The following is a 24981-nucleotide window of genomic DNA, read 5'->3' on the forward strand; positions in this document are numbered from 1 at the left end:
GGTGACCTTGTATTGGCCCGGCGCTGGCGCGCGGGACACGGCCTTTGGCCCGCTTGACCCGCCGGGAAAAAAGTCCCTAGTGGCGCTTGAGGCATGGGGCAAGCGCGCGTATAGGCGCGCCGGACGCGGCCCTCTGCCGGCCGTTGGGTCCTGTTGCCCGCATGAAAAAGATGGAAAGCAACTCGCAATGAATTCTGGCGCTTTTGCCCGCACCAAGCTGCATTTCCTGGCACTGCTGCTGGCCGCCTTCGCCTTCGTCTCGCTGCCGCAGGCGGGTTTCGCGCAGGCTGCCGACCCGGCGGTGGCGGAGGTGACGGATTCGCCGAACACCGACCTTTCGGCCGCGTCCGAGGTGAATGCCAACGCCGCAGAGAACCGCAGCGTGGCCGAGGGCGAGGTCGTTGCCGGTGACGAGGCGGGCGGCGGGTTCCAGCATTTCGGCCCTGAGATGATCAAGGGCCAGCCCGAGGCAGGCGCATATGGCTTCCAACCGCAGTATTCGGACAACGGGCGTTTCGGCCTGTGGATGCACGACGCCATCCTGATGCCGATCATCACCATCATCAGCTTCTTCGTGCTCGGCCTGCTGATGTGGGTGGTGTTCCGGTACAACAAGCGCGCCAACCAGGTGCCCTCGAAGACCAGCCACAACACCCTGATCGAGGTGATCTGGACGGTGCTGCCGGTGCTGATCCTCGTCGGCATCGCCGTGCCCTCGATCACCCTGCTGGCGCGCCAATACGAATCGCCGCCGGAAAATGCCATCACCATCAAGGCCAACGGCTACCAGTGGTACTGGGGCTACGAATACGTCGACAACGGTGGGTTCGAGGTGATCTCGAACATGCTCGACGAGGCCGAGGCGCTGGACGCGGGCGAGCCGCACCAGCTGGCCGTCGACAACCGCATGGTCGTGCCCGTGGGCGTTCCCATCCGCCTGCAGACCTTCGGGTCCGACGTGATCCACTCGTTCGGCATCCCCTCGCTGTGGTTCAAGCTGGACGCCGTGCCCGGCCGCATCAACGAACTGATGCTGACCATCGACGAGCCCGGCATTTATTACGGTCAGTGCATGGAGCTTTGCGGCGCGCTGCACGGGTTCATGCCCATCGCCATCGAGGCGCGCACGCTGGAGGACTACAACGCCTGGGTGCAGACGCAGCCCGGCGGCATGACGGTGGAGCAGGTCCGCGCGCAGGCGGCGCAGGAAGCCGCGGCCGCCGCCGCTCCCGCCGCTGCCGAGGACGCGGCCGAGCAGGACGGTCCCGCCGCCGAGGAAGAGAACGCCGAAGTCGCCGCCTCCGAAGGCCAGACCGCCTGACCGCGCCGCCCGATTTAGAATAGACGCTTAAAGACAAGGTCCGAGAGACGAACATGGCCACCACCGCCGACGGCTTCACCGCCCACCACGATGCCGATCACGCCCACGCGCACCACGATGCCGATCACAAGCCCGGCTTCTTCGCGCGCTGGTTCATGTCCACGAACCACAAAGACATCGGCACGCTGTACCTGATCTTTGCGATCATCGCTGGCATCATCGGTGGCGCCGTGTCGGGTCTGATGCGCTGGGAGCTGGCAGAGCCGGGGATTCAGGTGCTGGGCCAGATCATCCAGTTCATGGGCGGCGATGGCACCACCATCGAACAGCAGGGCCATATGTGGAACGTGCTGATCACCGCGCACGGCCTGATCATGGTGTTCTTCATGGTCATGCCGGCCATGATCGGCGGTTTCGGCAACTGGTTCGTGCCGCTGATGATCGGGGCACCGGACATGGCCTTTCCGCGCATGAACAACATCTCGTTCTGGCTGACCGTGGCGGGCTTCGTCTCGCTGATGGCCAGCGCCTTCGTTCCCGGCGGCCCCGCCGGCAACGGTGCGGGCACGGGCTGGACGGTCTATGCGCCGCTCTCGACCAAGGGCAGCGTCGGCCCGGCGGTGGACTTCGCGATCTTTTCGCTCCACCTCGCCGGTGCGGGCTCGATCCTGGGCGCGACCAACTTCATCACCACCATCTTCAACATGCGCGCGCCGGGCATGACGCTGCACAAGATGCCGCTGTTCGTGTGGTCGGTGCTGGTTACCGCCTTCCTGCTGCTGCTTGCGCTGCCGGTGCTGGCCGCGGCCATCACCATGCTGCTGACCGACCGCAACTTCGGCACCACCTTCTTCAATGCCGACGGCGGCGGCGATCCGGTGCTCTACCAGCACCTGTTCTGGTTCTTCGGCCACCCCGAGGTCTACATCATGATCCTTCCGGGCTTCGGCATGATCAGCCAGATCGTCGCGACCTTCAGCCGCAAGCCGGTGTTCGGCTATCTCGGCATGGCCTATGCCATGGTTGCGATCGGCGTGGTCGGCTTTGTCGTGTGGGCGCACCACATGTACACCGTGGGCCTCAGCGTGAACACGAAGATGTACTTCACCGCCGCCACCATGGTTATTGCGGTGCCGACCGGCGTGAAGATCTTCAGCTGGATCGCCACGATGTGGGGCGGCTCGATCGAGTTCAAGAGCCCGATGGTCTGGGCGCTGGGCATGATCTTCCTGTTCACCGTCGGCGGCGTGACCGGCGTGGTGCTGGCCAACGGCGGCATCGACGACAACATGCACGACACCTACTACGTGGTGGCGCACTTCCACTACGTGCTGTCGATGGGCGCGGTGTTCAGCCTGTTCGCGGGCTGGTACTACTGGTTCCCCAAGATGTTCGGCCGCTGGCACAGCGAGTTCCTCGCCCACGTGCACTTCTGGCTGTTCTTCATCGGCGTGAACGTGATCTTCTTCCCGATGCACTTCCTGGGCCTGCAGGGGATGGCACGCCGCTATCCCGACTACACCCCGGCCTTCGAGCAATGGAACCACATCGCCAGCTGGGGCTACGTGATCATGGCCGTGTCGATGCTCGTGTTCTTCGTGAACACCTTCTACGCCCTGTTCGCGGGCAAGAAGGCGCCGGGCAACTACTGGGGCGAAGGCGCGACGACGCTCGAGTGGAGCCTGTCGAGCCCGCCGCCGTTCCACCAGTTCGAGACGCTGCCGGTGATCGAGGAGCATCATTCGCACTACGATCACATCGGCGAGAAGCCCGCCAAGGCATAACAGGCCTGGCCCGCAGACGAACACAGGGGAGGGGCGCACCGGCAACGGCAGGCGCCCCTCGCCACATCGGGCCCAAACGACGAACAGGACCATGACCGCAACCGCCGCCCCCATCGCAACTCCGCTGCCGGCCGACTGGCGCGATTTCTTCGCGCTGACGAAGCCGCGGGTGATGACGCTGGTGGTGTTCACGGGGCTGTGCGGCCTGCTCGCCGCGCCGGGCCACATCCACCCGGTGCTGGGCTTCACCGCCATCCTGTGCATCGCGCTCGGCGCAGGCGGGGCGGCGGCGCTCAACCAGTGGTGGGAAGCGGACATTGACGCGCAGATGAAGCGCACTGCCAATCGCCCGCTGCCCGGCGGCCGGCTGCGGCGCGAGGACGCACGCGACTTCGGCCTGCTTCTCTCGGGCGCCTCGGTGCTGGTCATGGGCCTCGCCATCCACTGGCTGGCGGCCATCATTCTGGCCTTGAGCATCGTCTACTACGCCGTCGTCTACACCATGTGGCTGAAGCCGCGCACGCCGCAGAACATCGTCATCGGCGGCGGGGCGGGGGCCTTTCCGCCGCTGATCGGCTGGATCGCCGTGACGGGCGAGATCACGCTGATGCCGGTGCTGCTGTTCGCCATCATCTTCATGTGGACCCCGCCGCACTTCTGGGCGCTCGCGCTGTTCGTGAAGACCGATTACGCCAAGGCCGGCATCCCCATGATGCCCGTCGTCGCGGGCGAGCGGGCGACACGCCAGCAGATCCTCGCCTACGCCGCGATCCTCCTGCCGTTGGCCGCCGCGCCGTGGTTCATCGGTGGGACGGGCGCGATCTACGGCGTGGCCGCGCTGGCGCTGTCGGCGGTGTTCCTCGTGCTGAGCGTGCAGGTCGGCCTGCGCCGTTCGCAGCCGGACGATGCGATGCGGCCGGAGAAGCGGCTGTTCGCCTTTTCCATACTCTACCTGTTCGCGCTGTTCGGCGCGCTCGTCATCGACCGATTGGTGCTTGCATGACCCCCCAAGAAAAAGCCGAGTTCGACCGCCGCCGCCGCCAGCGCAACCTGGTGGTCGGCGCCGTGCTGCTGGGCTTCGTGATCCTGTTCTACGCCATCACCATCGTCAGGATGGGCGACTGATGGCCGCGCTCACTCTGGATGCGCGCAATCGCCGCACGATGGGCTGGGCCTTCCTCGGCGCGCTCGCCATGCTGGCGCTGGGCTTCGCCTCGGTGCCGCTCTACCGCCTGTTCTGCCAGGTCACGGGCTTCGGCGGGACCACGCAGGTCGCGACGATGAGCGAGGCGCAGCTTGCCGAACAGCAGGCGGCGAGCGCGGGCGGGCGCACCTTCTCGATACGCTTCGACGCCAATACCGCGCGCGATATGCCGTGGGAATTCGCCCCCGTGCAGCGGACCGACACCGTCGCCGTCGGCCAGCGCGACATGGCGACCTACATCGCCCGCAACGATTCGAGCGTACCCATCACCGGCACCGCCACCTTCAACGTGGAGCCGGAAGCGGCGGGAATCCATTTCAAGAAGATCCAGTGCTTCTGCTTCACCGAACAGGTGCTGCAACCGGGGCAGGAGGTGCGGATGCCCGTCCTCTATTTCGTCGATCCGGCGATCCTCGACGATCCCGATCTCGACGGGGTGGAGCAGATCACCCTGTCTTACACTTTCCACCGCAAGCCCGGAGACACGGTAGCCGCCGATGCGGCTGCCGCGGGCAAGGGCGAACAACCCAGCTAAGGCTCTGGACCCGCGCGGTTGCGAGGGTTAAGGGCATCCACGAAACCAAGGTTCAGGAAGACACACGATGGCCGGCGCCAAGAACCACGATTACCACATTCTCGCCCCCGACATCTGGCCGTTCATCGGCGCTCTGGCGGGGCTGACCTTCACCTCCGGCATGGTCATGTTCATGCACCAGGAGTTCTTCGGCGACCTGTGGCACGTGGTGCTGTGGGCGGGCGTCGCCCTGCTGATCGCCACCTTCTTCGGTTGGTTCACCAAGATCGTGAACGAGGCGCAGCGCGGCGACCACACCCCGGTGGTGCAGTTGCACATGCGCTACGGCATGATCCTGTTCATCGCCTCGGAGGTCATGTTCTTCGTCGGCTGGTTCTGGAGCTTCTTCGACTTCGCGCTGTTCCCCAACACGCTGTCGGAGGTGATCGGCGGCGAGTTCCCGCCCAAGGCGATCGAGGCGGTGATCGATCCGTTCAGCCTGCCGCTGCTCAACACCATCATCCTGCTGACTTCGGGCACCACGGTTACCTGGGCGCACCATGCGCTTATCCATGGTGATCGCGACGGCCTGAAGAAGGGTTTGTGGCTGACCATTGCGCTGGGCGTGCTGTTCAGCGCCATCCAGGCCTACGAGTATGCGCACGCCCCGTTCGACTTCGGCGGCAACACCTATTCCAGCGCCTTCTACATGGCGACGGGTTTCCACGGCTTCCACGTGCTGGTCGGCACCATCTTCCTCGCCGTCTGCCTGTTCCGCGCCTACAAGGGCCATTTCACCCCGCGCCAGCACTTCGGCTTCGAGGCGGCGGCCTGGTACTGGCACTTCGTCGACGTGGTGTGGCTGTTCCTCTTCATCGTCGTCTACGTCTGGGGCGGCTGGGGTGCCGAAATCCACTAGGTACCCTGCGTGAGCGACAGTCCGACACCGAGCAAGGGGCAGCCCGCGATCCGCGAGGCTGCCCTTTTCGGTCTTTGCCCACGCTGCGGCGCGAAAACGCTGTTCGCCGGCTGGGCGCGGTTTTCCGAGCGGTGTTCGGCCTGCGGGCTGGACTTCAGCCGATTCAACGTGGGCGACGGGCCCGCGGCCTTTCTCATCCTGATCGTCGGCTCGCTGGTCGTCGGCCTCGCCATTTGGCTGCAACTGGCGTTCGAGCCGCCGTGGTGGGTCCACGTATTGCTGTGGGTGCCGCTGACGACCGTGGGCGTGCTGGCATTGCTGCGTGTCACCAAGGCATGGTTGCTGGCGATGGAATTCCGCCAGAGCGCGGCCGAGCATCGGCATGAGGGCGGGGCGGACGAATGATGCGCCGCCTGCCCGTGATCCCCACGATTGTCGTCACCCTCGCCGCCGCGACGATGGTTGCGCTGGGGTTCTGGCAGCTCGGGCGCAAGGAGGAGAAGGAGGCGCTGCTGGCGACCTTTGCCCGTAATGCCGCCGATACCGGGGTGCGCGACTTTTCCGCGGTCGAGCCGTCGCTGGCGACCTATCGCCGCGTCCGTCTCGACTGTCGTTCGCCGTCCGGCTGGAACGCCGTCGCCGGTCGCAGCGCTTCCGGCAGGAGTGGTTACGTCCACCGATACGACTGCGGCGTCTTTGCCGGGGACGGTCAAGCCGCGAGCCCGGTTGTCGGCGAAATCGGCTGGTCGCCGGGTCCCCAGCAACCGAGCTTCGCAGGCGGTGAAATCGTCGGCAGGCTCGCGCAGTCGGGCGAGGGCTACAAGATCGTTTCCGAGGACGGGCTGGCGGGTCTGGAGCCCTCGGCTCAGCCCGATCCGCGCGACCTGCCCAACAACCACCTCGCCTACGCCGGACAGTGGTTCTTCTTCGCGTTGACGGCGCTCGTCATCTACTGGCTGGCCCTGCGGCGGCGCTGGCGCGACCGTGGCAGAGACCAAGGCAGGGACCGGGGCTGAGGTTCCTCCCGGTCAAGCACAGCTTGCTTGCCGCCTGCGGGGTGCCTCGCTAGTCCGGCGCGCGATGCGATACATCTCCACCCGTGGCGGCGCTCCGGCGCTGGATTTCGAGGGCGCGACGCTGGCCGGCCTCGCGCCGGACGGCGGGCTCTATGTGCCGGAGAGCTGGCCGCAGCTCTCGCCGGACGAGATTCGGGCGATGCGCGGCCAGCCCTACTGGCAGGTGGCGACCACCGTGATGGCTCCCTTCGTCGAGGGCAGCCTGAGCCGGGACGAACTGATCGCCCTTTGCCAGTCCGCCTACGGCACCTTCAGCCACGCCGCGGTCACGCCGCTGGTGCAGCTGGGCGAGGGCGACTGGCTGCTCGAGCTGTTCCACGGCCCCACGCTCGCCTTCAAGGACGTGGCGCTGCAACTGCTCGGCCGCCTGTTCGAGACCTTTCTTGCCCGCCGCAGCGATCACCTGACCATCGTCGGCGCGACCAGCGGCGACACCGGCAGCGCCGCGATCCACGCGGTGGCGGACCGTGCCAACATCGACGTGTTCATGCTCCACCCCGAAGGCCGGGTAAGCGAAGTGCAGCGCCGGCAGATGACCACCGTCAGCGCCGCCAACGTCCACAACATCGCCATCGGCGGCAGCTTCGACGACGCGCAAGCGATGGTGAAGCGGATGTTCGCCGACCGCAGCATGACGGACCGCTTTCACGTGGCCGCCGTCAATTCCATCAACTGGGCGCGGCTGATGGCGCAGGTGGTTTACTATTTCTACGCCGCCGTGCAGCTTGGCGCGCCCGAGCGCAAGGTTGGCTTCAGCGTGCCGACGGGCAATTTCGGTGATGTCTTCGCGGGCTATGTCGCGGCGCGGATGGGACTGCCGGTCGAGCGCTTGGTCGTCGCCACCAACGTCAACGACATCCTTCACCGCGCGCTGTCGGCGGGCGACTACTCGCAAGGGCAGGTGACCCCCACGGATGCTCCGAGCATGGATATCCAGGTCTCCAGCAACTTCGAGCGGCTGCTGTTCTGCGAAGGCGGAAGGGACGGGGCGGCGCTGGCCGAACAGATGCGCGGGTTCGAGGCGTCGAAGGCCATGCGGCTGACCAATGCCCAGCGGGAAGGGGCTGCGGGTCTGTTCGCCTCGCTGGCGGTCGCCCCGGAGGCGATGAATGCGGCCATGCGCCACACTTACGAAACGAGCGGTCAGGTCATCGACCCGCACACTGCCATCGGCCTTCAAGCCGCGCGCCGGCTGCGCGAGGCGGGCACGATCGACAGCGCCGTGCCCGTGGTCACCCTCGCCACCGCACATCCGGCCAAGTTCCCCGACGCGGTCGAGCGGGCCACCGGCGTGCGTCCCGAACTGCCCCCGCGCACGGGCGACCTGTTCGAGCGCGAGGAGCGATACGAGACGCTGCCGGGCGACTACGAGGCCGTGCGCGACTACGTTGCGGCGCGCGCTACTGCGGTGAGCTGATGGCTGACCTCGCCACCCAACCCGTCTTGATGGTCGGTGAGCCGTGGACCGACTACGGCCTGATCGACAGCGGCAACGGGCGCAAGCTCGAGCGCTACGGCCCCTACCGTTTCGTCCGCCCCGAACCGCAGGCCATGTGGCAGCCGCGCCTGCCGACAGGCGAATGGCGCGCGCACGCGGAGTTCGTCCCCGGTAGCGACGAGGACGGTGGCGGGCGCTGGCAGTTCGCCGACGATGTGCCGCGCGAGGGATGGCTGCTCGGCTGGGCCGATGTCCGCTTCACCGCGCAGTGCACGCCCTTCCGCCATCTCGGCTTCTTCCCCGACATGGCCCCGGTGTGGGAATGGATGCGCGGGCAACTGGCGGGGCGGGAGGAAGCGCAGACCCTCAACCTGTTCGGCTACACCGGCGTTGGCAGCCTGGCGCTCAGCGGGTGCGGTCCCGTCACCCACGTCGATGCCAGCAAGAAATCCGTTGCCCAGGCGCGCGAGAACGCCGCGCTTTCAGGCATGGAGGATCGCAAGGTCCGCTGGCTGGTGGACGATGCCGCCAAGTTCGCCGCGCGCGAGGTTCGGCGGGGCAAGCGTTATGACGGGATCATCCTCGACCCGCCCAAGTTCGGGCGCGGGCCGGGCGGCGAGGTCTGGCGGCTGGAGGAAGGCCTGCCGCCGCTGATCGCCGACTGCCGCCGGCTGCTGGACGACGACAGCCGCTTCCTGTTCCTTACCGTCTATGCCGTCAGAATGAGCTCGTTCGCCATCGGCGGCCTGCTGGCCGAGGCCATGGCGGGCCTGCCCGGCACGGTCGAGCACGGCGAACTGGCGGTGCGCGAAGAAGGGGAGGGCGGCCGCCTGCTGCCCACCGCCATCTTCGCCCGTTGGCGGCGCGACTAGCCCCCGTTCTTCAGGTCGATCAGGAATTCGCGGATGCGCGCGGCGTTGTAGCCGAGATCGCTGCCGCCCACGCGGCTGACCGAGCGCATGTCCACCCGCGTGCTGCCGTCGGCGATCGGCGTCGCCTCCACGATCACGTCGTCGCGGAACCGCAGGTACCCGGCGTAGGCGGTGGCTTCCATGTGCCCGGTGGCCGGATCGTAGGCGGCGATGTCCCAGCCCTTCTGCTCGGCCAGCGCGCGGGCGCGGGCGAGCACCTGCGCTGGCGCCTCGTTCACGATGATCGGCTGGATGTCGGGGTAGCCCTCGCGGTGCATGGCGCGCCAGGCCTCGATGTCGCCGTCGAACTGCTTGAGGTTGTCTTCGCGCAAGGGCAGCGTGACGAATTGCGGCGGATCGTCCACGTCGGTAGTGACGTCGTGCATGTTGGGATTGGCCTGCGCCGGTCCCATGACCGCGGCGTAGAACACGCCCGCCATGCCCAGCCCGATGACCAGCGCCACGATGCCCGCGAGCCGGCCCGGGGTCTTGCGGATCGCAGCCCAGATCACCGCGATCAGGCCGATCAGCGCACTGGCGAGGCCGATATAGTTCGATTTCACGTACCAGCCGAAGCCCGTCAGCTTGTCGATCACGTCGAAGCGCGCCAGCGTCAGCATCAGGCCGGCGATCAGCAGCGCCAGCAGCGCGCCGCCGAGCGCGAAGACGCCGATGCGCCACGACCAGGCCGGGTGCCGCCTCGCGGGGCTGGCGGTGGTCGCGGGTTGGTCATGAATTTCGTCGGTCATCTTTGCAGGTCCCTGTTCGTGTCCCTGACGGATAGGGCGTGCCCGACCGCTTGCCAAGCGGCGCGGCGGCGCTAGGGTCGCCGCGCATGGGAGACAGCCTTTATCTCGAGCTCGCCGATTTCGAGCACATGGTTCACACCGGCATCTATTCCGAGGAAACCGGCAAGCCGCAACCGCTGCGCTTCACGGTGCGGGTCAGGCTGAAGGCGCCCGCGTTCTTCCATTCCGACATGCCGCTCGACCAGAGCAAAAACTACATGGACCTGAAGTTCGCCTGCTCGGATGCGCTGGGCGATACCCATTACAAGCTGATCGAGGCGGTGGCCGATCACGTGTGCGAAACTCTGTTCCTGCAGGACAGGCGCGTGGAGGAGGTGCGGGTGAAGATCGTCAAGCTGGCGCTGTCCGAAGCGAACGAGAGCATCGGCATCACCCTGACGCGGCAGCGCAAGTGAAGCTGATCGACGCGCGCGATCTGCCCGGCGCGCCGCTCGATGCGGCGATCGAGTTTGCGCGGGCTCACATGGCGGAGGCGCGGGAGGCCGATACCGACCTCGCCGTCCTGCTGTCCCCCGCCGACCACACCCACGCCAGCTGGCGCAAGGCGGTGATCGAGGAGCTTGCCCGCGAGGCCGCACCGCGCCGGGTCAATGCCGTGGTCGCACCCGACGAGACAGCTGCGAACGAAGTGCTGGACTTTCTCGCCCGCGCGCCCGGCGTGACCGGACAAGTGCTGGAAGTCGCGGGCGCGGCCGCCTAGGTTGGTGGGCGATGTCCTGTAGCCAGCCTCTCGTCGATGCCTTCGACCGCCGCATCTCATACCTGCGGCTCTCGGTAACCGACCGCTGCGACCTGCGCTGTTCCTACTGCATGCCGGAACGGATGCAGTTCCTGCCCAAGAAGGAGGTGCTGAGCCTCGAGGAGCTGCACCGCCTCGCGCTCGCATTCATCGACCGCGGCATTACGAAGATCCGCCTGACCGGCGGCGAACCGCTGGTGCGGCGCGACGTGGTCGAACTGGTGCAGGCGCTGGGGCGCAGGCTGGGGGACGGGCTCGAAGAGCTGACGCTGACCACCAACGGCACGCGGCTGGCGGAGTTTGCCGGGCCGCTGCTCGATGCCGGGGTGAAGCGCGTCAACGTCAGCCTCGATACGATGGACGCCACTCTGTTCGAGACGCTCAGCCGCCGCGACCGGCTGGTGCAGGTCCTGCGCGGCATTGCGGCGGCGAGCGCCATCGGGCTGAAGGTCAAGATCAACACCGTTGCGCTGAAGAGTCTGAACGAGGGCAAGATACCCTACCTCGTCGAATGGGCGCACGCGCACGGACACGACATAACGCTGATCGAGGTCATGCCGCTGGGCGAAATCGATGGAGAGCGCGTCGACCACTACCTGCCGCTGCCTGCGATACGCGACCGGCTGGAGGAGCGTTTCACCCTCACCGACCTGCCGGACGATACCGGCGGCCCGGCGCGTTACGTGCGGGTGGAGGAGACTGGCGGACGGCTCGGCTTCATCACCCCGCTCACCAACAACTTCTGCGCCAGCTGCAACCGCATCCGGGTCACCGCGACGGGCCAGCTTTTCGCCTGCCTCGGTGGGGCGGAACAGGTGGACCTGCGCGCCGCGCTGCGCTCCGACGACCCTGCAGCGCGGCTGGCCGAGGCGCTCGACACCGCGATGCGCATCAAGCCCGAGCGCCACCACTTCGCCCACGCTCGCGGCGCCACGCCCGCCCAGCCGAGGCATATGTCGGTGACGGGCGGTTAGGTCATGGCAGTAGCGGTCGTTTTCCTCGGCAAGCTGGCCGACCTATCCGGTGCGGCCGAAGCGAGCCTGCCCGGACCACTCGACTGGGCGGGCCTGCTGGAAGCCCTGCCGCCAAGCCTGGCCGACGAAGTGAGGGGCGAGCGCGTGCGGGTAGCGCTCAATGGCGAATTGCTCGCCGAAAAGACGGCCCTGCGCGCCGCCGACGGCAGCGAGATTGCGTTGCTGCCGCCCGTCAGCGGCGGCTGAGCGGGTGCGCGATGTGCAGCTTCTCGCCAAGGGCTTCTCGCCCGGCAAGGCGCTCGGCCTGTTCGCCAAGGCGCATCCCGATGCGGGCGGCATAGCCAGCTTCGTGGGCAAGGTGCGGCCCGAGGCGGACGTGAAGGTGCTGGAGCTGAAGGCCTACCCGCGCATGACGCTTCCCGGCATGGAGGCGCTGGCCGCCGACGTGGAGGCGCGCTGGACGCTCGATGGCCTGCTTATCCACCACCGCCACGGCGTGATGCGGCCCGGCGCGCCCATCGTCCTCGTCGCCGCCGCCGCCCGGCACCGGCGCGATGTGATAGAGGCGGTGGATTTCGCCATGGATCACCTGAAGTCGGCAAGCTGGTTCTGGAAACGCGAGAAGCGCGGCGACGGCTGGCACTGGATCGAGCCGCGCGAACAGGATCACGCCGACCTGTCGCGCTGGGCCTAGCGCAGGTCTCCCAGCAAGCCTGCGACAATCGCATTCTCCTCGGCCACCAGCGCCTCGACCGGCCCGCGCAGGTCCTGCACGCCGGCCGTTTCCTGCCCCTCGGTCCCGGCATCGACATAGATGCGGTCCAGCTCGACGAGCGCGATCATCGCCCGGGCCCTGTGCCCCTCCAGCGTGGCGACGGCGACCTGCGCTACCGACCAGGCGTCGCTGCCCATGCCGCTGCCGCGCGCGGTGTTCACGCGGGCACGGGCGGCGGGAAGGGCGGCGAGGAACGCGGCGTGAGCTTCGCGGGCCTGCGCCGCGAACCCTTGCGCACCTGCGACGGCGGCAGGGGCAGGGTAGGTCGGCACATAGGGGGGCGGTTGGAACGCGCCGGTATCGCGCTCGGCCTCGCGAATCGCCAGCGACGGATAGTCATCCTCGCCGGCGCTGGCGCAGGCCCCCAGCAGCGGGAGAAGCACCAGCGAAGCGGCGAAAACGGGCAGCAGGCGCGGTTGCATGGTCACGCGACCGCCCTACATCGTGGGACAAGGGCTTTCCAGCGCACAAATGCCGCGAAATCGGCATCGGTGGCAGTTGACAGCGCGGGGCGGCTGGCCTAACGGCTGCGCTCTTTCCGGTGCCCCTCGGGGCGCCCTTTTTGTTGTTGCCGGGGGCGTGGCCCGTGGCGAGGACACCAGATAGACAGGTTGACAGGACCATGTTCGCAGTAGTGCGCACGGGCGGCAAGCAGTATCGCGTCGCCGCAGGAGACAAGATCGCGGTCGAAAAGCTGGCGGGCGATGCCGGCGACACGATCACGCTGGGCGACGTTCTGCTCGCCGGCGACGGGGATGAGATGAAGGACGCGGCCAAGGTCGTCGTCTCGGCAGAGATCATCGCCCAGGCCAAGAGCGAGAAGGTGCTCGTCTTCAAGAAGCGCCGCCGCCACAACTATCGCCGCAAGAACGGCCACCGCCAGCAGATGACCCTGCTGCGCATCGTGGGCGTGGGCGACGAGAAGAAGGCGGCTCCGAAGAAGGAAGCGGCTAAGAAGGCTGACGAGGCCCCCAAGACGGAAGAGGCCAAGGCCGCTCCCAAGAAGGAAGCCGCGCCCAAGAAGCCCGCTGCCAAGAAGGCCGCGCCTGCCACGGACGCCGCGGAAGACAAGGCGCCCGTCGCCAAGAAGGCCGCGCCCAAGAAGAAGGCCGCCACCTCGGCCAAGAAGGACTGATCGGGCCGCGGCCCGACGGATACGGAGTAGAAGACCATGGCACACAAGAAAGCAGGCGGTTCGTCGCGTAACGGTCGTGATTCGGCCGGCCGTCGCCTCGGTGTGAAGAAGTTCGGCAGCCAGGAAGTGATTCCGGGCAACATCATCGTGCGCCAGCGCGGCACCAAGTTCTACCCGGGCACCAACGTGGGCATGGGCAAGGACCACACGCTGTTCGCGCTCGAGGCCGGCCGCGTCCGCTTCCACGATGGCAAGCAAGGCCGCAAGTACGTCTCGGTAGACGCCATGGCGGAAGCTGCCGAGTAATCGGATGATCCGATAACGGGGTCATCCACCGGGATGGCCCCTTTCGGACACCAAAAGGTCCGGAAAGCAGGAAGGAGATGGGGCCGCCCCGTCTCCTTTTTTGCATTCTCCTTCCCCGTTCTGAAACCTGGGCCGTGCACTGGAGGCGCATGGCCCGACCCATGGGGAGAAATCCGATGTTCATGCGTACCGAGCGTCTGTTCCTGCGTCCCGCCTGGAGCGAGGACGCGCCCGCCATCGCCCGCGCCATCGCCGCGCCCGAAATCGTCCGCAACCTCGCCCGCGCGCCCTGGCCTTACGGCCTGGCGGAGGCGGAGCAGTTCGTGGCCCTGCCGCAGGACCGAAAAGCGCCCCACTTCCTCGTGCAACTGCCGGGTGAAGGCGTGATCGGCAGCGCCGGGTTCGGCAGGCAGGGCGAGGACGTGGAGATCGGCTACTGGATCGCGCGCGAGCATTGGGGGCAGGGCTATGCCACCGAGGCCGCACGTGCGCTGATCGACCTCGCCCGCATGATCGGCCACCGCCGTTTGGTCGCCGGACACTTCGTGGACAATCCCGCCTCGGGCCGGGTCCTGCACAAGGCGGGCTTCGTCCCCACCGGCACCGTGGCCATGCGCCACAGCCTCGCGCGCGGCGAGGACGCTCCGCTGGTCGAGTTCGCCTGCGAACTGGAAGACCAACCGGCGCCTTTTGAATGGCGGCGCGCGGCCTGATCGGCAGGAACGCGCGCCGAGTCCTTTACGCTGCGACTGCCGCCTGCTCTCGCTCCCACGCGGCGATCAGGTGGCGGTCGTCGTGGTCCCACGGGTGGAAGCCGGGGCGGAAATAGCCGAGCCAGCTGGGAAAGATGCGCCGCAGGATACCGGGCTTGCCGAACAGATATTTCGCAAGCCGCCACTTCGCCCGCAAACCGGTGATGCCGTCCTGCTCGAGGAGACGCAACGCGTCGGTGGAGCGATTGACGAGGAAGCGTCGACTCACCACCAGCATCAGCAGGCAGCGTACCCGCCAGCGCTTGCCGTCGGACCAGTCGCGCGTGGCGTGGAGCCAAGTGTCGTAGGCGACGCCCTTATGCTCGATCTCCTCGACCGAATGCCAGGCCCACATCGCCGGATCGCCGATTCCGCCGGTGGCCAGCGAGGCGGGGTTTTTCAGGAATTCGTGCGCGAAGACGGCGGTGAAATGTTCCAGCGCGATGGTCACGGCAAGCTGCACGATCGGCGGCCGCGACATGGCAAGGTCGACCAGCCGGTTCACGCTCGCGTCGATCTCGCGCATATCGTAACCGGCGGCGGCGACCGCGCGATTGAAGGCGAGATGCTCGCGGCTGTGATTCACCTCCTGCCGCACGAACTCGCGGATCTCGGCGGCGAGCGCAGGCGGCGCGCCTTCGCGAAAAGCCTTTACGGCAGCGATGAACATCGCTTCTCCGCGCGGGAAGCTGGCCGACAGCGCGGAAAACCAGGCGGCCGCGACCGGATCGACACCCTCTTCGCGGCGCAGGTCTCTGGCGAAGCGAAGGTCGCGCACGACGAGGCTGGAAGAGGGGTTGGCAGCTTGCCAGTGTGGCTGGGCGGTCATAATGCTAACCTTCGTTACCGACGCTTGAATTTGGGACTTACTAACACCAATGTCAACAAGAAAGCGTATGAGCCCTGACGAGAGCCGTGCCGCCGCGCTTGAGGCGGCGCGCGCGCTGTTGCTGGAGGCCGGGCCGCAGGCGGTGACGCTGAAGGCCGTGGCGGGGCGCGTGGGGCGCACGCATGCGAACCTGCTTCATCATTTCGGCAGCGCCAGTGGCCTGCAAAAGGCGCTCGCCCGGCACCTGGCGCAGACCGTGTGCGACTCGATCGCCGACGCCGTGCGGGCGACGCGCGCCGGGATCGGCAGCCCGCGCGAGGTGGTTGACCTCACCTTCGATGCCTTCGGTCGCGAGGGCGGCGGCGCGCTGGCGAGCTGGATGCTGGCCTCGGGCAACGAGGACGCGCTCGATCCCATCGTCGAGACGATTCACGCGCTGGTGGACGACTTGCTGCCCGAGGACTGTGCGCCGGAGAACGGCCGAACGATGCACGAAAACACCTTTACGCTGGTGCTGATGGCGCTGGGCGATGCCCTGCTGGGTGAGCCGTTGGCCGAATCGCTGAGCGTGCGGCGCTCGGTGGTTCGCGACCGGGCAGAGGCGATGCTGGTGGCGACTTTCACGCAAGCCTACGGCGAAAGCGCCTAGCCTTCCGGTGTCATCCACTCCGGCACGAGATCGGTTGGAATGTCCTCCACCCGAAGGTGGTCCACTGCCAGACCAAAATCCGGGTAGGCGGCCTTGCGGCGCTTCTCGTCCGAACGCTCCAGCGGCACCACCATCAGGCGCCGGTTGACCTTGCTGCGCCAGTTCATGCGCGCGGTATTCTCCTGCCCGATGTAGCAGCCCTTGGTGAAGCTGACGCCGTTCAGTTCGGCCGCGTTGGTCTCCAGCCACAGCACGTCGCCCAGTTCCGCGCGGCCCTCCGGCACACCGAGCGCGAGGCGATGGGCGAGGTAGGCATGGTCCACCGGAGGCGTGTCGTCCGCCAATCCCAGCCGCCGAGAGCCAAGCGCAGGCATCCGAGGGTCGGGTGTTAAGCTGCTCTCGGCCTCGTCGCTCCAGAACACCGCCAGCCCCGAGTCCACGGCAATCGCCAGCTTGCGCCGCAGCCGGTAGAGCGACAGCCGCCTGACGAGATCCTCGGCCGCTTCCGCCTCGCAATCGAGCAGGACGTCCGCGCCGTCACGCCAGACGATCATGTCGAACATGGCCTTGCCCTGCGGCGTCAGCAGCCCGGCGTAGGTAGGCCCCGATCCGGTCACGTCGTTGGTCAGCAAGCCCTGCAGGAATGCGGCGGCGTCCTCGCCATCGTCCGTGGGAGAAACGCGCACCACGGCGCGGGCGGCGAGGCGTCCGATCGTCATGGGTGACAGATAGGTGGCCGCGCGCCATAGGCAAAGCCATGAGCGAGACCCTGACCATCCGCCGCCCCGACGACTGGCACGTCCACTTGCGCGACGGCGCGATGCTGGCGGGCGTGGTGGGCCACACCGCGCGCCAGTTCGCCCGCGCCATCGTGATGCCCAACCTCTCCCCGCCCGTCACCGACGTCGCCGCCGCCGAGGCCTATCGCCAGCGCATCCTCGCCGCCGTGCCCGAAGGCATGGCGTTCAAGCCGCTGATGACCTGCTACCTCACCGACCGCACCGATCCCGCCGAGGTGCGCCGGGGGTTCGAGGCAGGCGTATTCACTGCCGCCAAGCTCTATCCCGCCGGAGCCACGACCAACTCGGCAAGCGGGGTGACGGACGTGGCCAACATCCGCGAGGTACTGGAGACGATGGCCGAGATCGGCATGGTCCTGTGCGTCCACGGCGAGGTGACCCACGCCGATGTGGACGTGTTCGACCGCGAAGCGGTTTTCATCGAGCAGATCCTCGCGCCGTTGCTGGCCGAGCTGCCCACGCTCAAGGTCGTATTCGAGCACATCACCAGCGAGGAGGGCGTGCAGTTCGTCGAGAGCGCGGGGGGTAACGTTGCGGCCACGATCACCCCGCAGCACCTGCATATCAACCGCAACGCCATGCTGGTCGGCGGCATCCGTCCGCACGCCTATTGCCTGCCCGTCGCCAAGCGCGAGAAGCACCGGCTCGCCCTGCGCCGCGCGGCGACAGGAGGCAGCCCCAAGTTCTTCCTCGGCACCGATTCGGCTCCGCACGCGCGCGAGGCGAAGGAAAGCGCCTGCGGCTGCGCGGGCATCTTCAACGCGCCCTACGCGCTCGAGAGCTACCTCGCGGTGTTCGAGGCGGAAGGGGCGCTGGACCGGTTCGAGGGCTTTGCCAGCCTCCACGGCCCGGCGTTTTACGGCCTGCCGGTCAATGCGGACACGGTGACGCTGGAGCGCGGCGAATTCATGGTGCCCGACATGATCACCGCGGGCGAGACACAGCTCGTGCCCTTCCACGCGGGCGAAACGCTGGGCTGGCGCTTCAGGGGGTAGCGGGCACCGGCGGCTCGGCCTTGCGGCTTGTGCGCAGGAGGTCCCAGGTAAAGACGATCACCGCGATCCAGATGGCGACGAAGCAGGCGAGCTGCGCGGGCTTCAGCTCCTCGCCGAACACCGTCAGGCCCAGGATGAAGATGATGGTGGGCGAGAGGAACTGCAGGAAGCCGATCACGGTATAGGGCAGGGCGCGCGTGGCGGTGGCGAACATGATGAGCGGCACCGCGGTCATGAAGCCGCCCATCACGATGCCGAAGGTCTCCCACCCGTCGCGCCCGAAGGCCAGCCCCTCGCCCTGCAGCGCCGCCCAGCCGAGATAGGCGAGAGCGAAGGGCGCAAGGATCATCGATTCGACCGTCAGCCCCGTCAGCGGCCCCGCCGCCACGGTCTTTCGCAACAGACCGTAGAGCCCGAAGGTCGTCGCCAGGGTCAGGCTGACCCACAGCGTCGTCAGCGCCCCCACCGCGAGGGCGCCTACGCCCAGTGCCGCCAGAGCCACCGCGCCCGCCTGCCAGCGCGAGAGCCGCTCCTTCAGGAAAAGGAAGGCCAGCAGCATCATCACGAGCGGCAGGATGTAGTAGCCGAGGCTCGCGGCATAGACGTGCCCGGTCTGGATCGCCCAGACGTAGAGATACCAGTTGATCGCCACCGCCGTGGCGCTTGCCAGCAGGGTGCGCATCGTGCGCCCGCTCGACAGCGTCAGGCGCATTTCTTCGCCGCGCGAGAGGTACCAGACGAAGGCCAGGCAGATCGGCAGGGTGAACAGCGTGCGCCAGGCGATGTATTCGAGCGGCGGCACCTCGCGCACCAGCAGCAGGTAGATCGGCATCGCGCCCCAGATCGCGTGGGTGCCCAGCGCCAGCGAGAGGGCGCGGCGGCGGGTGATCGGGGTATCGCTCATCGCCAGCCCGCTAGGCTCCTCGATGCTGAACGACAAGCATCGGTGCGAGTTGCGGCCTATTCAGACAGGCCGCGCTAGAAGGATTGCGATCTCCGGTAAGAGAGACAGTTTCCGGGCGCGTTCTTTCCCTGTTGGAATGCACCGGCGCGCGGCCTTCACGGGTCGTGTTGTTGAGGGCCGCGCCAAGGCCCCCGGACTTCGGTTCGGGGGCCTTGTACTTTTCAGGGTTCCGTGGGCCCCCGGACTTCGGTTCGGGGGCCTTGTATTTTCAGGCGCTCAGCCTTCCTTGAACCCCACGCCCACGCTCGCGCGCGGCTGTTCCATTTCCGTGCTGGTGACCGGATAGGCGCAGTAGTCCGCGGCGTAGAAGGCGGCGGGCCGGTGGTTGCCCGAATAGCCGACCCCGCCGAAGGGCGCGGCGCTGCTCGCGCCGTTGGTCGGACGGTTCCAGTTGACGATCCCGGCGCGCACGTTGGCCCAGAAGCGGTTGTATTGCTGCGGCGTGCCGCCCACCAGGCTGGCGGAGAGGCCGAAGCGGGTGGCGTTTGCCTCGGCGATGGCCTCGTCGAAATCGTCGACGCGGATCACCTGCAGCAGCGGGCCGAACAGTTCGACGTCCGGCCGCTCGCGCATGGCGGTGGTGTCGATGATTGCGGGGCTGAGGAAGGGCAGCGAATCGTCCGGACGTCGCATGTGCTTGATCGCCCGGCCGCCGTTGGAGAGCAGGTAGACGAAGCTTTCGGTCATCTGGTCGGCCACCGTATTATCGATCACCGGGCCCATGAACGGGGCAGGCTCGTCGAACGGCGCGCCCACGATGATGCGGTCGGCGAGCTTCTTGGTCTCTGCCAGGACCGCGTCGTACATCTTCGAGTTGACGATCAGGCGGCGCGCCGCGGTGCAGCGCTGGCCTGCGGTGGTAAAGGCGCTCTGCACTATCAGCGCGGCGGCGTCGGCCACCTTGGGCGTGTCCCATACGACGATGGGGTTGTTGCCGCCCATTTCCAGCGCCACAATCTTGCCGGGCTCCGTCGCCAGCTTGCGATTGATGGCGATGCCGACCTGCGCGCTGCCGGTGAACAGCACGCCGTTGATGTCGGGATGGGCGACAATGGCCTTGCCTTCGTCCGGGCCGCCGACGAGGAGTTGCACCACGCCTTCGGGAACGCCGCTGCGGTTGAGCAGCTCAACCAGCTTCTCGCCCACCGCCGGCGTCTTCTCGCTCGGCTTCAGGATCACCGCGTTGCCGGCGATCAGCGCGGGGATCATGTGGCCGTTGGGCAGGTGCGCGGGAAAGTTGTAGGGTCCGAGCACCGCCATGATCCCGTGCGGCTTGTGCCGCAGCGCGGCGGTGCCCTGCAACGCGCTGTCGAGCTTCCTCTGTCCGGTGCGGTCGGCATAGGCGCGCACCGAGATCTCGACCTTGGCGATGACCGCCTCGACCTCGGTGCGCGCTTCCCACAGGGGCTTGCCGGTCTCGCGCGCGATCAGCTCGGCGAACCCATCCGTGTCCTTGCGCACCTCGTTGGCGAAGCGGCGAACCAGCTCGATGCGGTTGGCGAGCGGCTGGGCGGCCCAGTTCGGCCAGGCGGCGCGGGCGCGGGCGACGAGATCGTCGACATCGCCGTGACGGCCGCGCCAGAGCTCGGCGCCGGTGGCCGGTTCGTAAGAGATCAGTTCAGGCAAGGGTAGCGCGCTCCCGCGTTCTGGTCTGGCAAGGCCCCTAACGCGGCTGGGGCGCGAGCGCAAAGGTAGGGTTAATTCACTCGGCGTGGCCGGACGGCTGAGGGGTGGTGCCAAGCGCCTCGCCCATGCGCCGGATCGCGGCGATCTTGTGTTCGAGCGGTGTCCAGTCGTCGCGCTCCGCAATGGCGCTCCAGAGCGTTTCGACCTCGTCGATCAGCATGGATTGCGGTGCGTTTTCAGACCAGTAGGGGTGAGAGCTTTCGAGCGCTCGATAGTCCGCCAGCGCCTCGCCAAGTGCGCCGTCGGCCGCGCGCCCGCCGCGGTGGCGATAGAAGAAGTCGTCGGGAGAAAGGCGCGCCTCGCGCATGGTTTTTTCCGCAGTCTCGATGAGCCGCGCGTCTGCCTCCATCCCGCGGCTCCTCACCCCCAGCCGCCAGCAGAACCGCCGCGTCATTGCCTTGCCGTAGAGCGGACCAAAGCGATCGAGCGCGGCGATGAGCGGCTCGGCATCCGAATCGTCCGGCAGCAGTGGGCGCAAGGCGATGGCGAGCTGGCCGAGGTTCCAGCGGATCGCCTCCGGCTGGCGACCGAAGGCGTAGAGGCCGCCGGTGTCGAAGTAGGCGGCGGTGAAGGCAGGGTCCCAGGCGGGCAGGAAGCGCCAGGGGCCGTAGTCGAAGCTCTCGCCGGTGATGTTGATGTTGTCGGTGTTGAGCACGCCGTGGACGAAGCCCGCGACCATGTAGCTCGCGGCAAGGTCGGCGAGCCGCTCGGCTACCTGCTGCAGCAGCACGACGGCGGGCAACTCGCGCCCCGGAGCACCCTCGGGCGGCAGGGGGCCGGGATAGACCGCGAGGCAGTAGTCGACGAGGCGGGCGAGCTCCTCGTGCTGCCCGAGCGCCATCAGCCGCTGGAAGCTGCCGATGCGGATGTGGCCGTGGCTGAGGCGCACCATGACGGCGGAGCGGGTGGGGCTCGGCTCGTCGCCGCGCACCAGTTCCTCGCCGGTCTCGATGACGGAAAAAGTCTTGGAAGTATTCACCCCCAGCGCCTCCAGCATCTCGGTGGCGAGGATTTCGCGCACGCCGCCCTTCAGCGTCAGGCGTCCGTCGGCGGTGCGGCTCCACGGGGTCGTCCCGCTGCCCTTGGTGCCGAGGTCGAGCAGGCGGTTGTCGCCATCGCGCAGCTGCGCGAACAGGAACCCGCGCCCGTCGCCCAGCTCCGGGTTGTACACGCGAAACTGGTGGCCGTGATAGCGCAGGGCGAGCGGCTGCTCGAGGTTGCCGGGCAGCGGCTCGAACCGCGCGAAATGCGTGCACCACTGCGCGTCGGTCAGCGCGCCGAGGCCCACCGCCTTGTCCCACCGGCGATTGCGAAAGCGCAGTTCCTCGCGCGGGAAGCGCGCCGGTTCGACCGGGTCGGCGAGAAAGCCCGCCACTTCGCGGATTTTCGGGTCGAGGCGGTATTCGGCAGGTTGCGGTTCGTCGCGCATGGCACCATTAGTGGCCATCGCCAGCGCCCGCCGCAAGCCGGGCCATCGGGAAAGGACTGCGCCTTGGGCGAACCCGCCTACACCACCGGCACTTGGCAGAGCGCCGACGGGCTGACGCTGCATTACCGCGATTACGCCGGCCGGACGGATCGTCCGCCGCTGCTGTGCATCCCCGGCCTGACCCGCAACGCGCGCGACTTCGAGCCGCTGGCCGATGCCTTTGCCGGAGAATGGCGGCTGATTTGTCCGGACCTGCGCGGACGCGGCGAAAGCGAGTACGCCAAGGATTCGTCCACCTACATTCCGCTGCAATATGCCGCCGACGTGGCGGCGCTGTTCGACACGCTGGGGCTGGGGCAGGTCGTCGCGGTCGGAACCTCGCTCGGCGGGATCGTGATCGCGCTGCTGGCGGCGCAGGATGCCTCGCGCTTTGCAGGGGCCGTCATTAACGACATCGGGCCTGACATCGAGGCGGCCGGGCTCGAGCGGATCAAGGACTACGTCGGTCAGGGACGCAGCTTCCCCACCTGGGTCCATGCCGCGCGCGCGATGCAGGAGGCCAATACCGACGTCTATCCCGGTTACGCGATGGCGGACTGGCTGCGCATGGCCAAGCGCACGATGGCGCTGGGCGGCGGCGGGCGCATCGCCTTCGACTACGATATGCGCATCGCCGAGCCGATTTCCTCCCCGCCGCCGGACGAACCGGTCGACATGTGGCCGGTCTTCCGCGCGCTCGCCGGGCGGCCGGTGCTGTCGCTGCGAGGCGAGCGGTCCGACCTGTTCTCCGCCGAAACGCAGGCGTGCATGGTGGCCGAGATCGACGGCTGCACCGCCGTCGTAGTGCCGGGGGTAGGCCACGTTCCCACCTTCGAGGAGCCGGCCGCCCGCTCCGCCGTCGCCGACCTCCTAGCGCGGGTGGCGGCATGAGCGCCCGGGTGCCGAAAATCCTCCACCTGCACTCGACTTTCGATCCGGGCGGCAAGGAACTGCGCACGGTGCAGCTGATCAACGCCTTCGGGAAGGAGGTGGATCACGCCATCGTCTCGGGCGATCTGGAGAAGCGCGGGGCGGCCCACCTCATCGGCCGGAAGCCGAAGGTCAGCTGGCCGAAGTTTCCCTCGCTCACCGGCAGGCCCACGCCGGGCAGGCTCAAGAAACTGGCCGAGGCGATGGCCGGCTACGATCTCGTCTGCACCTACAACTGGGGCGCGATCGACGCGGCGATGGCGCACACCATCTTCGCCGATGCCTTTAAGTTGCCGCCGCTGGTGCACCACGAGGACGGGTTCAACGAAGACGAGGCGCAGCGCCTGAAGAAGCGGCGCAACTGGTATCGCCGGATCGCGCTGGGTCGCAGCGCCGCGCTGGTGGTGCCTTCCGCGACGCTGGAGGACATCGCGCTAAACGCGTGGGACCAGCCGCGCAGCCGCGTGCGGCGCATTCCCAACGGCATCGATACCCGCGCCTATGCCGCGCCGCCCAGTCGCGATGTGCTGCCGCGCCTGATCAAGCGCAAGGGCGAATTCTGGGTCGGCACACTGGCAGGGCTGCGCAAGGTCAAGCAGCTCGAACTGCTGATCGAGGCCATTGCCGCCCTGCCGCCCGAATGGCAGCTGGTCATCGCCGGCGAGGGGCCGGAGCGCGAGGCGCTGCTGGCCCATGCCGAGCGGCTTGGCGTGGAGGACCGCGTCCACCTACCGGGCTTCGTAGCAGAGCCCGCAAAACTCGTCGGCCTGTTCGACGTGTTCGCGCTCTCGAGCCGGTCCGAGCAATTCCCCATTTCGGTGGTCGAGGCCATGGCCGCGGGTCTGCCCGTGGTTGCGCCGCGCGTGGGCGACATCGGCGCGATGGTGTCGAGTGACAACGGCCCCTTCCTCGTTCCGCCGGGCGATGCCGGGGCACTGACCGGCGCCCTGCAACGGCTCGCCGCCGATCCCGCTGCGCGCAAGCGGATCGGGCAGGCCAACAAGCAAAAGGCGCGCGAGGAATTCGACGAGCGGCGCATGATCGATCGCTACCGCGCGCTGTATTTCGGGCTGATGCAGAAATATCCGCGCGCCTGAGCGGGCGGGCCTTCATCCACCATTCACGGCCGCGGGGACACGTCTGCCTCTTCGATTGAAATGCGTGGGCCATCCGCTAAAGAGCGGCACCTGACCAAACATCCGTAAAGACAGACCGACCTCGTGGCCAAACCTCCCGCAACCAGCATCACGCCCGCCACCCCCCAGCGCGACCGCGAGCAGGACATGCTCATGCGCGAAGTGGACGAGGCCGTCCGGCAGGACGAGGTCACGTCGTTTGCGAAGAAATACGGCGTTCCGCTTGGCATCGGTTTCGTCGCTCTGATGGCGGCCTATGGCGGGTGGCTGTGGTATAACGCCTCGCAGCATGCGGGCGACGAGGAACGCTCGACCCAGCTGGTGCAGGCGCTCGACGAGCTGGAGGCGGGCAACGTCAACCTCGCCGATACCAAGCTTGCCGCGATCGCCGCGGGCGAGGACGGCGCGGCCGCGGCCGCCGCCATGCTGCAGGCAGGCATCGCCATCCAGCAGGATCGCCCGGCAGAGGCCGCGGCCCTGTTCGACCGGGTCGCCAACAACGCCGACCTGCCGTCGCAGATGCGCGACATTGCCGCGATCCGCTCGGTTTCGACGCAGTACGACGACATGGAGCCGGCGCAAGTCATCGCTCGCATCGGCCCGCTCGCCCAGCCGGGCAATCCCTATTACGGCAGCGCGGGCGAGCTCGTCGCCCACGCTTACCTGGCGCAGAACCAGCGCGATCAGGCGGGGCCGCTGCTGGTCGCGATTTCGAAGGACGAGGACGTCCCGCAATCCATCCGCGCACGCACCCGGCAGCTGGCCGGTCTGCTCGGCTTCGACGCCATCGAGGACGTCGATGCCGCGCTGGCGGAAATCACCGGACAGGACGCCCAGCAGCCGTCCGTAGAGCTGGCCGAATAGAGG

At 67.7% G+C, this 24981-nt stretch carries 30 protein-coding genes; 23 read left to right on the forward strand and 7 right to left on the reverse strand.

The annotated features are described in order from the left end of the window. Positions 1–187: 187 nt before the first annotated feature. From coxB to AAW00_RS00570, 10 genes are all read left to right on the forward strand, one after another. Positions 188–1321 carry a cytochrome c oxidase subunit II gene (gene coxB, locus AAW00_RS00525; protein WP_052761694.1) on the forward strand — a complete coding sequence of 378 codons (1134 nt, stop codon included), beginning with the start codon at positions 188–190 and terminating at the stop codon, positions 1319–1321. A gap of 53 nt (positions 1322–1374) precedes the next feature. Beyond that, the gene (ctaD, locus tag AAW00_RS00530) at positions 1375–3105 is read left to right on the forward strand and encodes a cytochrome c oxidase subunit I (protein WP_047002423.1); all 1731 of its coding nucleotides are present in this window, start codon (positions 1375–1377) and stop codon (positions 3103–3105) included. A gap of 91 nt (positions 3106–3196) precedes the next feature. Further along, the gene (locus tag AAW00_RS00535; RefSeq protein ID WP_047002424.1) at positions 3197–4108 is read left to right on the forward strand and encodes a heme o synthase; all 912 of its coding nucleotides are present in this window, start codon (positions 3197–3199) and stop codon (positions 4106–4108) included. Beyond that, complete coding sequence (locus tag AAW00_RS15480; RefSeq protein ID WP_047002425.1) at positions 4105–4230, forward strand: hypothetical protein; 126 nt, start codon at positions 4105–4107, stop codon at positions 4228–4230. Before AAW00_RS00535 ends, AAW00_RS15480 begins: the two co-directional genes overlap by 4 nt. Then, entirely contained in the window at positions 4230–4844 is a 615-nt protein-coding gene (locus AAW00_RS00545; protein WP_047002426.1) for a cytochrome c oxidase assembly protein, read from the forward strand. Before AAW00_RS15480 ends, AAW00_RS00545 begins: the two co-directional genes overlap by 1 nt. A gap of 67 nt (positions 4845–4911) precedes the next feature. Continuing rightward, on the forward strand, positions 4912–5742 hold the full coding sequence (locus AAW00_RS00550; protein ID WP_047002427.1) for a cytochrome c oxidase subunit 3: 831 nt from the start codon (positions 4912–4914) through the stop codon (positions 5740–5742). A 9-nt stretch (positions 5743–5751) separates the two neighbouring features. Further along, positions 5752–6147 (forward strand): DUF983 domain-containing protein, encoded by a 396-nt coding sequence (locus AAW00_RS00555; RefSeq protein ID WP_047002428.1) that lies wholly within the window; start codon positions 5752–5754, stop codon positions 6145–6147. Next, positions 6144–6758: an SURF1 family cytochrome oxidase biogenesis protein gene (locus AAW00_RS00560; RefSeq protein WP_047002429.1), complete on the forward strand. Its 615-nt coding sequence runs from the start codon at positions 6144–6146 to the stop codon at positions 6756–6758. Before AAW00_RS00555 ends, AAW00_RS00560 begins: the two co-directional genes overlap by 4 nt. Before the next feature lie 64 nt (positions 6759–6822). Continuing rightward, the gene (gene thrC, locus AAW00_RS00565) at positions 6823–8235 is read left to right on the forward strand and encodes a threonine synthase (RefSeq protein WP_047002430.1); all 1413 of its coding nucleotides are present in this window, start codon (positions 6823–6825) and stop codon (positions 8233–8235) included. Next, on the forward strand, positions 8235–9128 hold the full coding sequence (locus tag AAW00_RS00570; RefSeq protein WP_047002431.1) for a class I SAM-dependent methyltransferase: 894 nt from the start codon (positions 8235–8237) through the stop codon (positions 9126–9128). The genes thrC and AAW00_RS00570 overlap by 1 nt, the downstream gene beginning before the upstream one ends. Here AAW00_RS00570 and AAW00_RS00575 read toward each other — a convergent pair. Then, entirely contained in the window at positions 9125–9916 is a 792-nt protein-coding gene (locus AAW00_RS00575) for a DUF1499 domain-containing protein (RefSeq protein ID WP_052761695.1), read from the reverse strand. The genes AAW00_RS00570 and AAW00_RS00575 overlap by 4 nt on opposite strands. Before the next feature lie 86 nt (positions 9917–10002). On the opposite strand from AAW00_RS00575, the gene AAW00_RS00580 reads away from it, so the two are divergent. The 5 genes from AAW00_RS00580 to AAW00_RS00600 are packed head-to-tail and all read left to right on the forward strand — an operon-like array spanning position 10003 to position 12383. Next, on the forward strand, positions 10003–10371 hold the full coding sequence (locus AAW00_RS00580) for a dihydroneopterin aldolase (RefSeq protein ID WP_047002432.1): 369 nt from the start codon (positions 10003–10005) through the stop codon (positions 10369–10371). Further along, positions 10368–10676 carry a Rossmann fold domain-containing protein gene (locus AAW00_RS00585; RefSeq protein ID WP_052761696.1) on the forward strand — a complete coding sequence of 103 codons (309 nt, stop codon included), beginning with the start codon at positions 10368–10370 and terminating at the stop codon, positions 10674–10676. Before AAW00_RS00580 ends, AAW00_RS00585 begins: the two co-directional genes overlap by 4 nt. A gap of 11 nt (positions 10677–10687) precedes the next feature. Then, positions 10688–11689, forward strand: coding sequence for a GTP 3',8-cyclase MoaA (moaA, locus tag AAW00_RS00590; RefSeq protein ID WP_047002433.1), 1002 nt, complete (start codon positions 10688–10690; stop codon positions 11687–11689). A gap of 3 nt (positions 11690–11692) precedes the next feature. Continuing rightward, positions 11693–11935 carry a MoaD/ThiS family protein gene (locus AAW00_RS00595; protein WP_047002434.1) on the forward strand — a complete coding sequence of 81 codons (243 nt, stop codon included), beginning with the start codon at positions 11693–11695 and terminating at the stop codon, positions 11933–11935. Between the two features lie 4 nt (positions 11936–11939). Beyond that, entirely contained in the window at positions 11940–12383 is a 444-nt protein-coding gene (locus tag AAW00_RS00600) for a molybdenum cofactor biosynthesis protein MoaE (protein ID WP_047002435.1), read from the forward strand. Here the strand turns inward: AAW00_RS00600 and AAW00_RS00605 are convergent. Then, the gene (locus AAW00_RS00605; RefSeq protein WP_156169885.1) at positions 12380–12892 is read right to left on the reverse strand and encodes a hypothetical protein; all 513 of its coding nucleotides are present in this window, start codon (positions 12890–12892) and stop codon (positions 12380–12382) included. The genes AAW00_RS00600 and AAW00_RS00605 overlap by 4 nt on opposite strands. Before the next feature lie 194 nt (positions 12893–13086). Here AAW00_RS00605 and rplU point away from each other — a divergent pair, with 194 nt between their 5' ends. The 3 genes from rplU to AAW00_RS00620 all read left to right on the forward strand — a co-directional run bounded on the left by rplU (position 13087) and on the right by AAW00_RS00620 (position 14618). Then, entirely contained in the window at positions 13087–13599 is a 513-nt protein-coding gene (rplU, locus tag AAW00_RS00610) for a 50S ribosomal protein L21 (protein WP_047002437.1), read from the forward strand. A 36-nt stretch (positions 13600–13635) separates the two neighbouring features. Next, entirely contained in the window at positions 13636–13905 is a 270-nt protein-coding gene (gene rpmA / locus AAW00_RS00615; RefSeq protein ID WP_047002438.1) for a 50S ribosomal protein L27, read from the forward strand. A gap of 176 nt (positions 13906–14081) precedes the next feature. After that, a complete protein-coding gene (locus AAW00_RS00620) occupies positions 14082–14618 on the forward strand; it encodes a GNAT family N-acetyltransferase (protein WP_047002439.1) in 537 nt (178 codons plus the stop codon). A 25-nt stretch (positions 14619–14643) separates the two neighbouring features. Here the strand turns inward: AAW00_RS00620 and AAW00_RS00625 are convergent, their stop codons facing one another. Next, positions 14644–15486: a metal-dependent hydrolase gene (locus tag AAW00_RS00625; RefSeq protein WP_052761697.1), complete on the reverse strand. Its 843-nt coding sequence runs from the start codon at positions 15484–15486 to the stop codon at positions 14644–14646. A gap of 49 nt (positions 15487–15535) precedes the next feature. On the opposite strand from AAW00_RS00625, the gene AAW00_RS00630 reads away from it, so the two are divergent. After that, on the forward strand, positions 15536–16135 hold the full coding sequence (locus AAW00_RS00630) for a TetR/AcrR family transcriptional regulator (RefSeq protein ID WP_047002440.1): 600 nt from the start codon (positions 15536–15538) through the stop codon (positions 16133–16135). Here the strand turns inward: AAW00_RS00630 and ygfZ are convergent. Then, positions 16132–16854 carry a CAF17-like 4Fe-4S cluster assembly/insertion protein YgfZ gene (ygfZ, locus tag AAW00_RS00635; protein ID WP_047002441.1) on the reverse strand — a complete coding sequence of 241 codons (723 nt, stop codon included), beginning with the start codon at positions 16852–16854 and terminating at the stop codon, positions 16132–16134. The two genes, AAW00_RS00630 and ygfZ, sit on opposite strands and share 4 nt — an antisense overlap. 38 nt (positions 16855–16892) lie before the next feature. Between ygfZ and pyrC the strand changes: the two genes are divergently transcribed. Continuing rightward, the gene (gene pyrC, locus AAW00_RS00640) at positions 16893–17930 is read left to right on the forward strand and encodes a dihydroorotase (RefSeq protein ID WP_047002442.1); all 1038 of its coding nucleotides are present in this window, start codon (positions 16893–16895) and stop codon (positions 17928–17930) included. Here pyrC and rarD read toward each other — a convergent pair. The 3 genes from rarD to AAW00_RS15260 all read right to left on the reverse strand — a co-directional run bounded on the left by rarD (position 17920) and on the right by AAW00_RS15260 (position 22009). Continuing rightward, positions 17920–18834 (reverse strand): EamA family transporter RarD, encoded by a 915-nt coding sequence (rarD, locus tag AAW00_RS00645; protein WP_047002443.1) that lies wholly within the window; start codon positions 18832–18834, stop codon positions 17920–17922. The genes pyrC and rarD overlap by 11 nt on opposite strands. Before the next feature lie 276 nt (positions 18835–19110). Further along, positions 19111–20520, reverse strand: a complete 1410-nt coding sequence (gene astD, locus AAW00_RS00650) for a succinylglutamate-semialdehyde dehydrogenase (RefSeq protein ID WP_047002444.1) — start codon at positions 20518–20520, stop codon at positions 19111–19113. A 76-nt stretch (positions 20521–20596) separates the two neighbouring features. Then, on the reverse strand, positions 20597–22009 hold the full coding sequence (locus AAW00_RS15260; protein WP_047002445.1) for a protein adenylyltransferase SelO family protein: 1413 nt from the start codon (positions 22007–22009) through the stop codon (positions 20597–20599). 63 nt (positions 22010–22072) lie between these two features. Here AAW00_RS15260 and AAW00_RS00660 point away from each other — a divergent pair, with 63 nt between their 5' ends. The 3 genes from AAW00_RS00660 to AAW00_RS00670 all read left to right on the forward strand — a co-directional run bounded on the left by AAW00_RS00660 (position 22073) and on the right by AAW00_RS00670 (position 24978). Next, complete coding sequence (locus AAW00_RS00660) at positions 22073–22939, forward strand: alpha/beta fold hydrolase (protein ID WP_047002446.1); 867 nt, start codon at positions 22073–22075, stop codon at positions 22937–22939. Then, complete coding sequence (locus tag AAW00_RS00665; RefSeq protein WP_047002447.1) at positions 22936–24075, forward strand: glycosyltransferase; 1140 nt, start codon at positions 22936–22938, stop codon at positions 24073–24075. The genes AAW00_RS00660 and AAW00_RS00665 overlap by 4 nt, the downstream gene beginning before the upstream one ends. Before the next feature lie 123 nt (positions 24076–24198). Further along, positions 24199–24978: a tetratricopeptide repeat protein gene (locus AAW00_RS00670; protein ID WP_047002448.1), complete on the forward strand. Its 780-nt coding sequence runs from the start codon at positions 24199–24201 to the stop codon at positions 24976–24978. Positions 24979–24981: the final 3 nt, after the last annotated feature.

This window comes from Aurantiacibacter luteus (genome assembly GCF_001010945.1).
GTDB classification, from domain to species: Bacteria; Pseudomonadota; Alphaproteobacteria; order Sphingomonadales; family Sphingomonadaceae; genus Alteraurantiacibacter; species Alteraurantiacibacter luteus.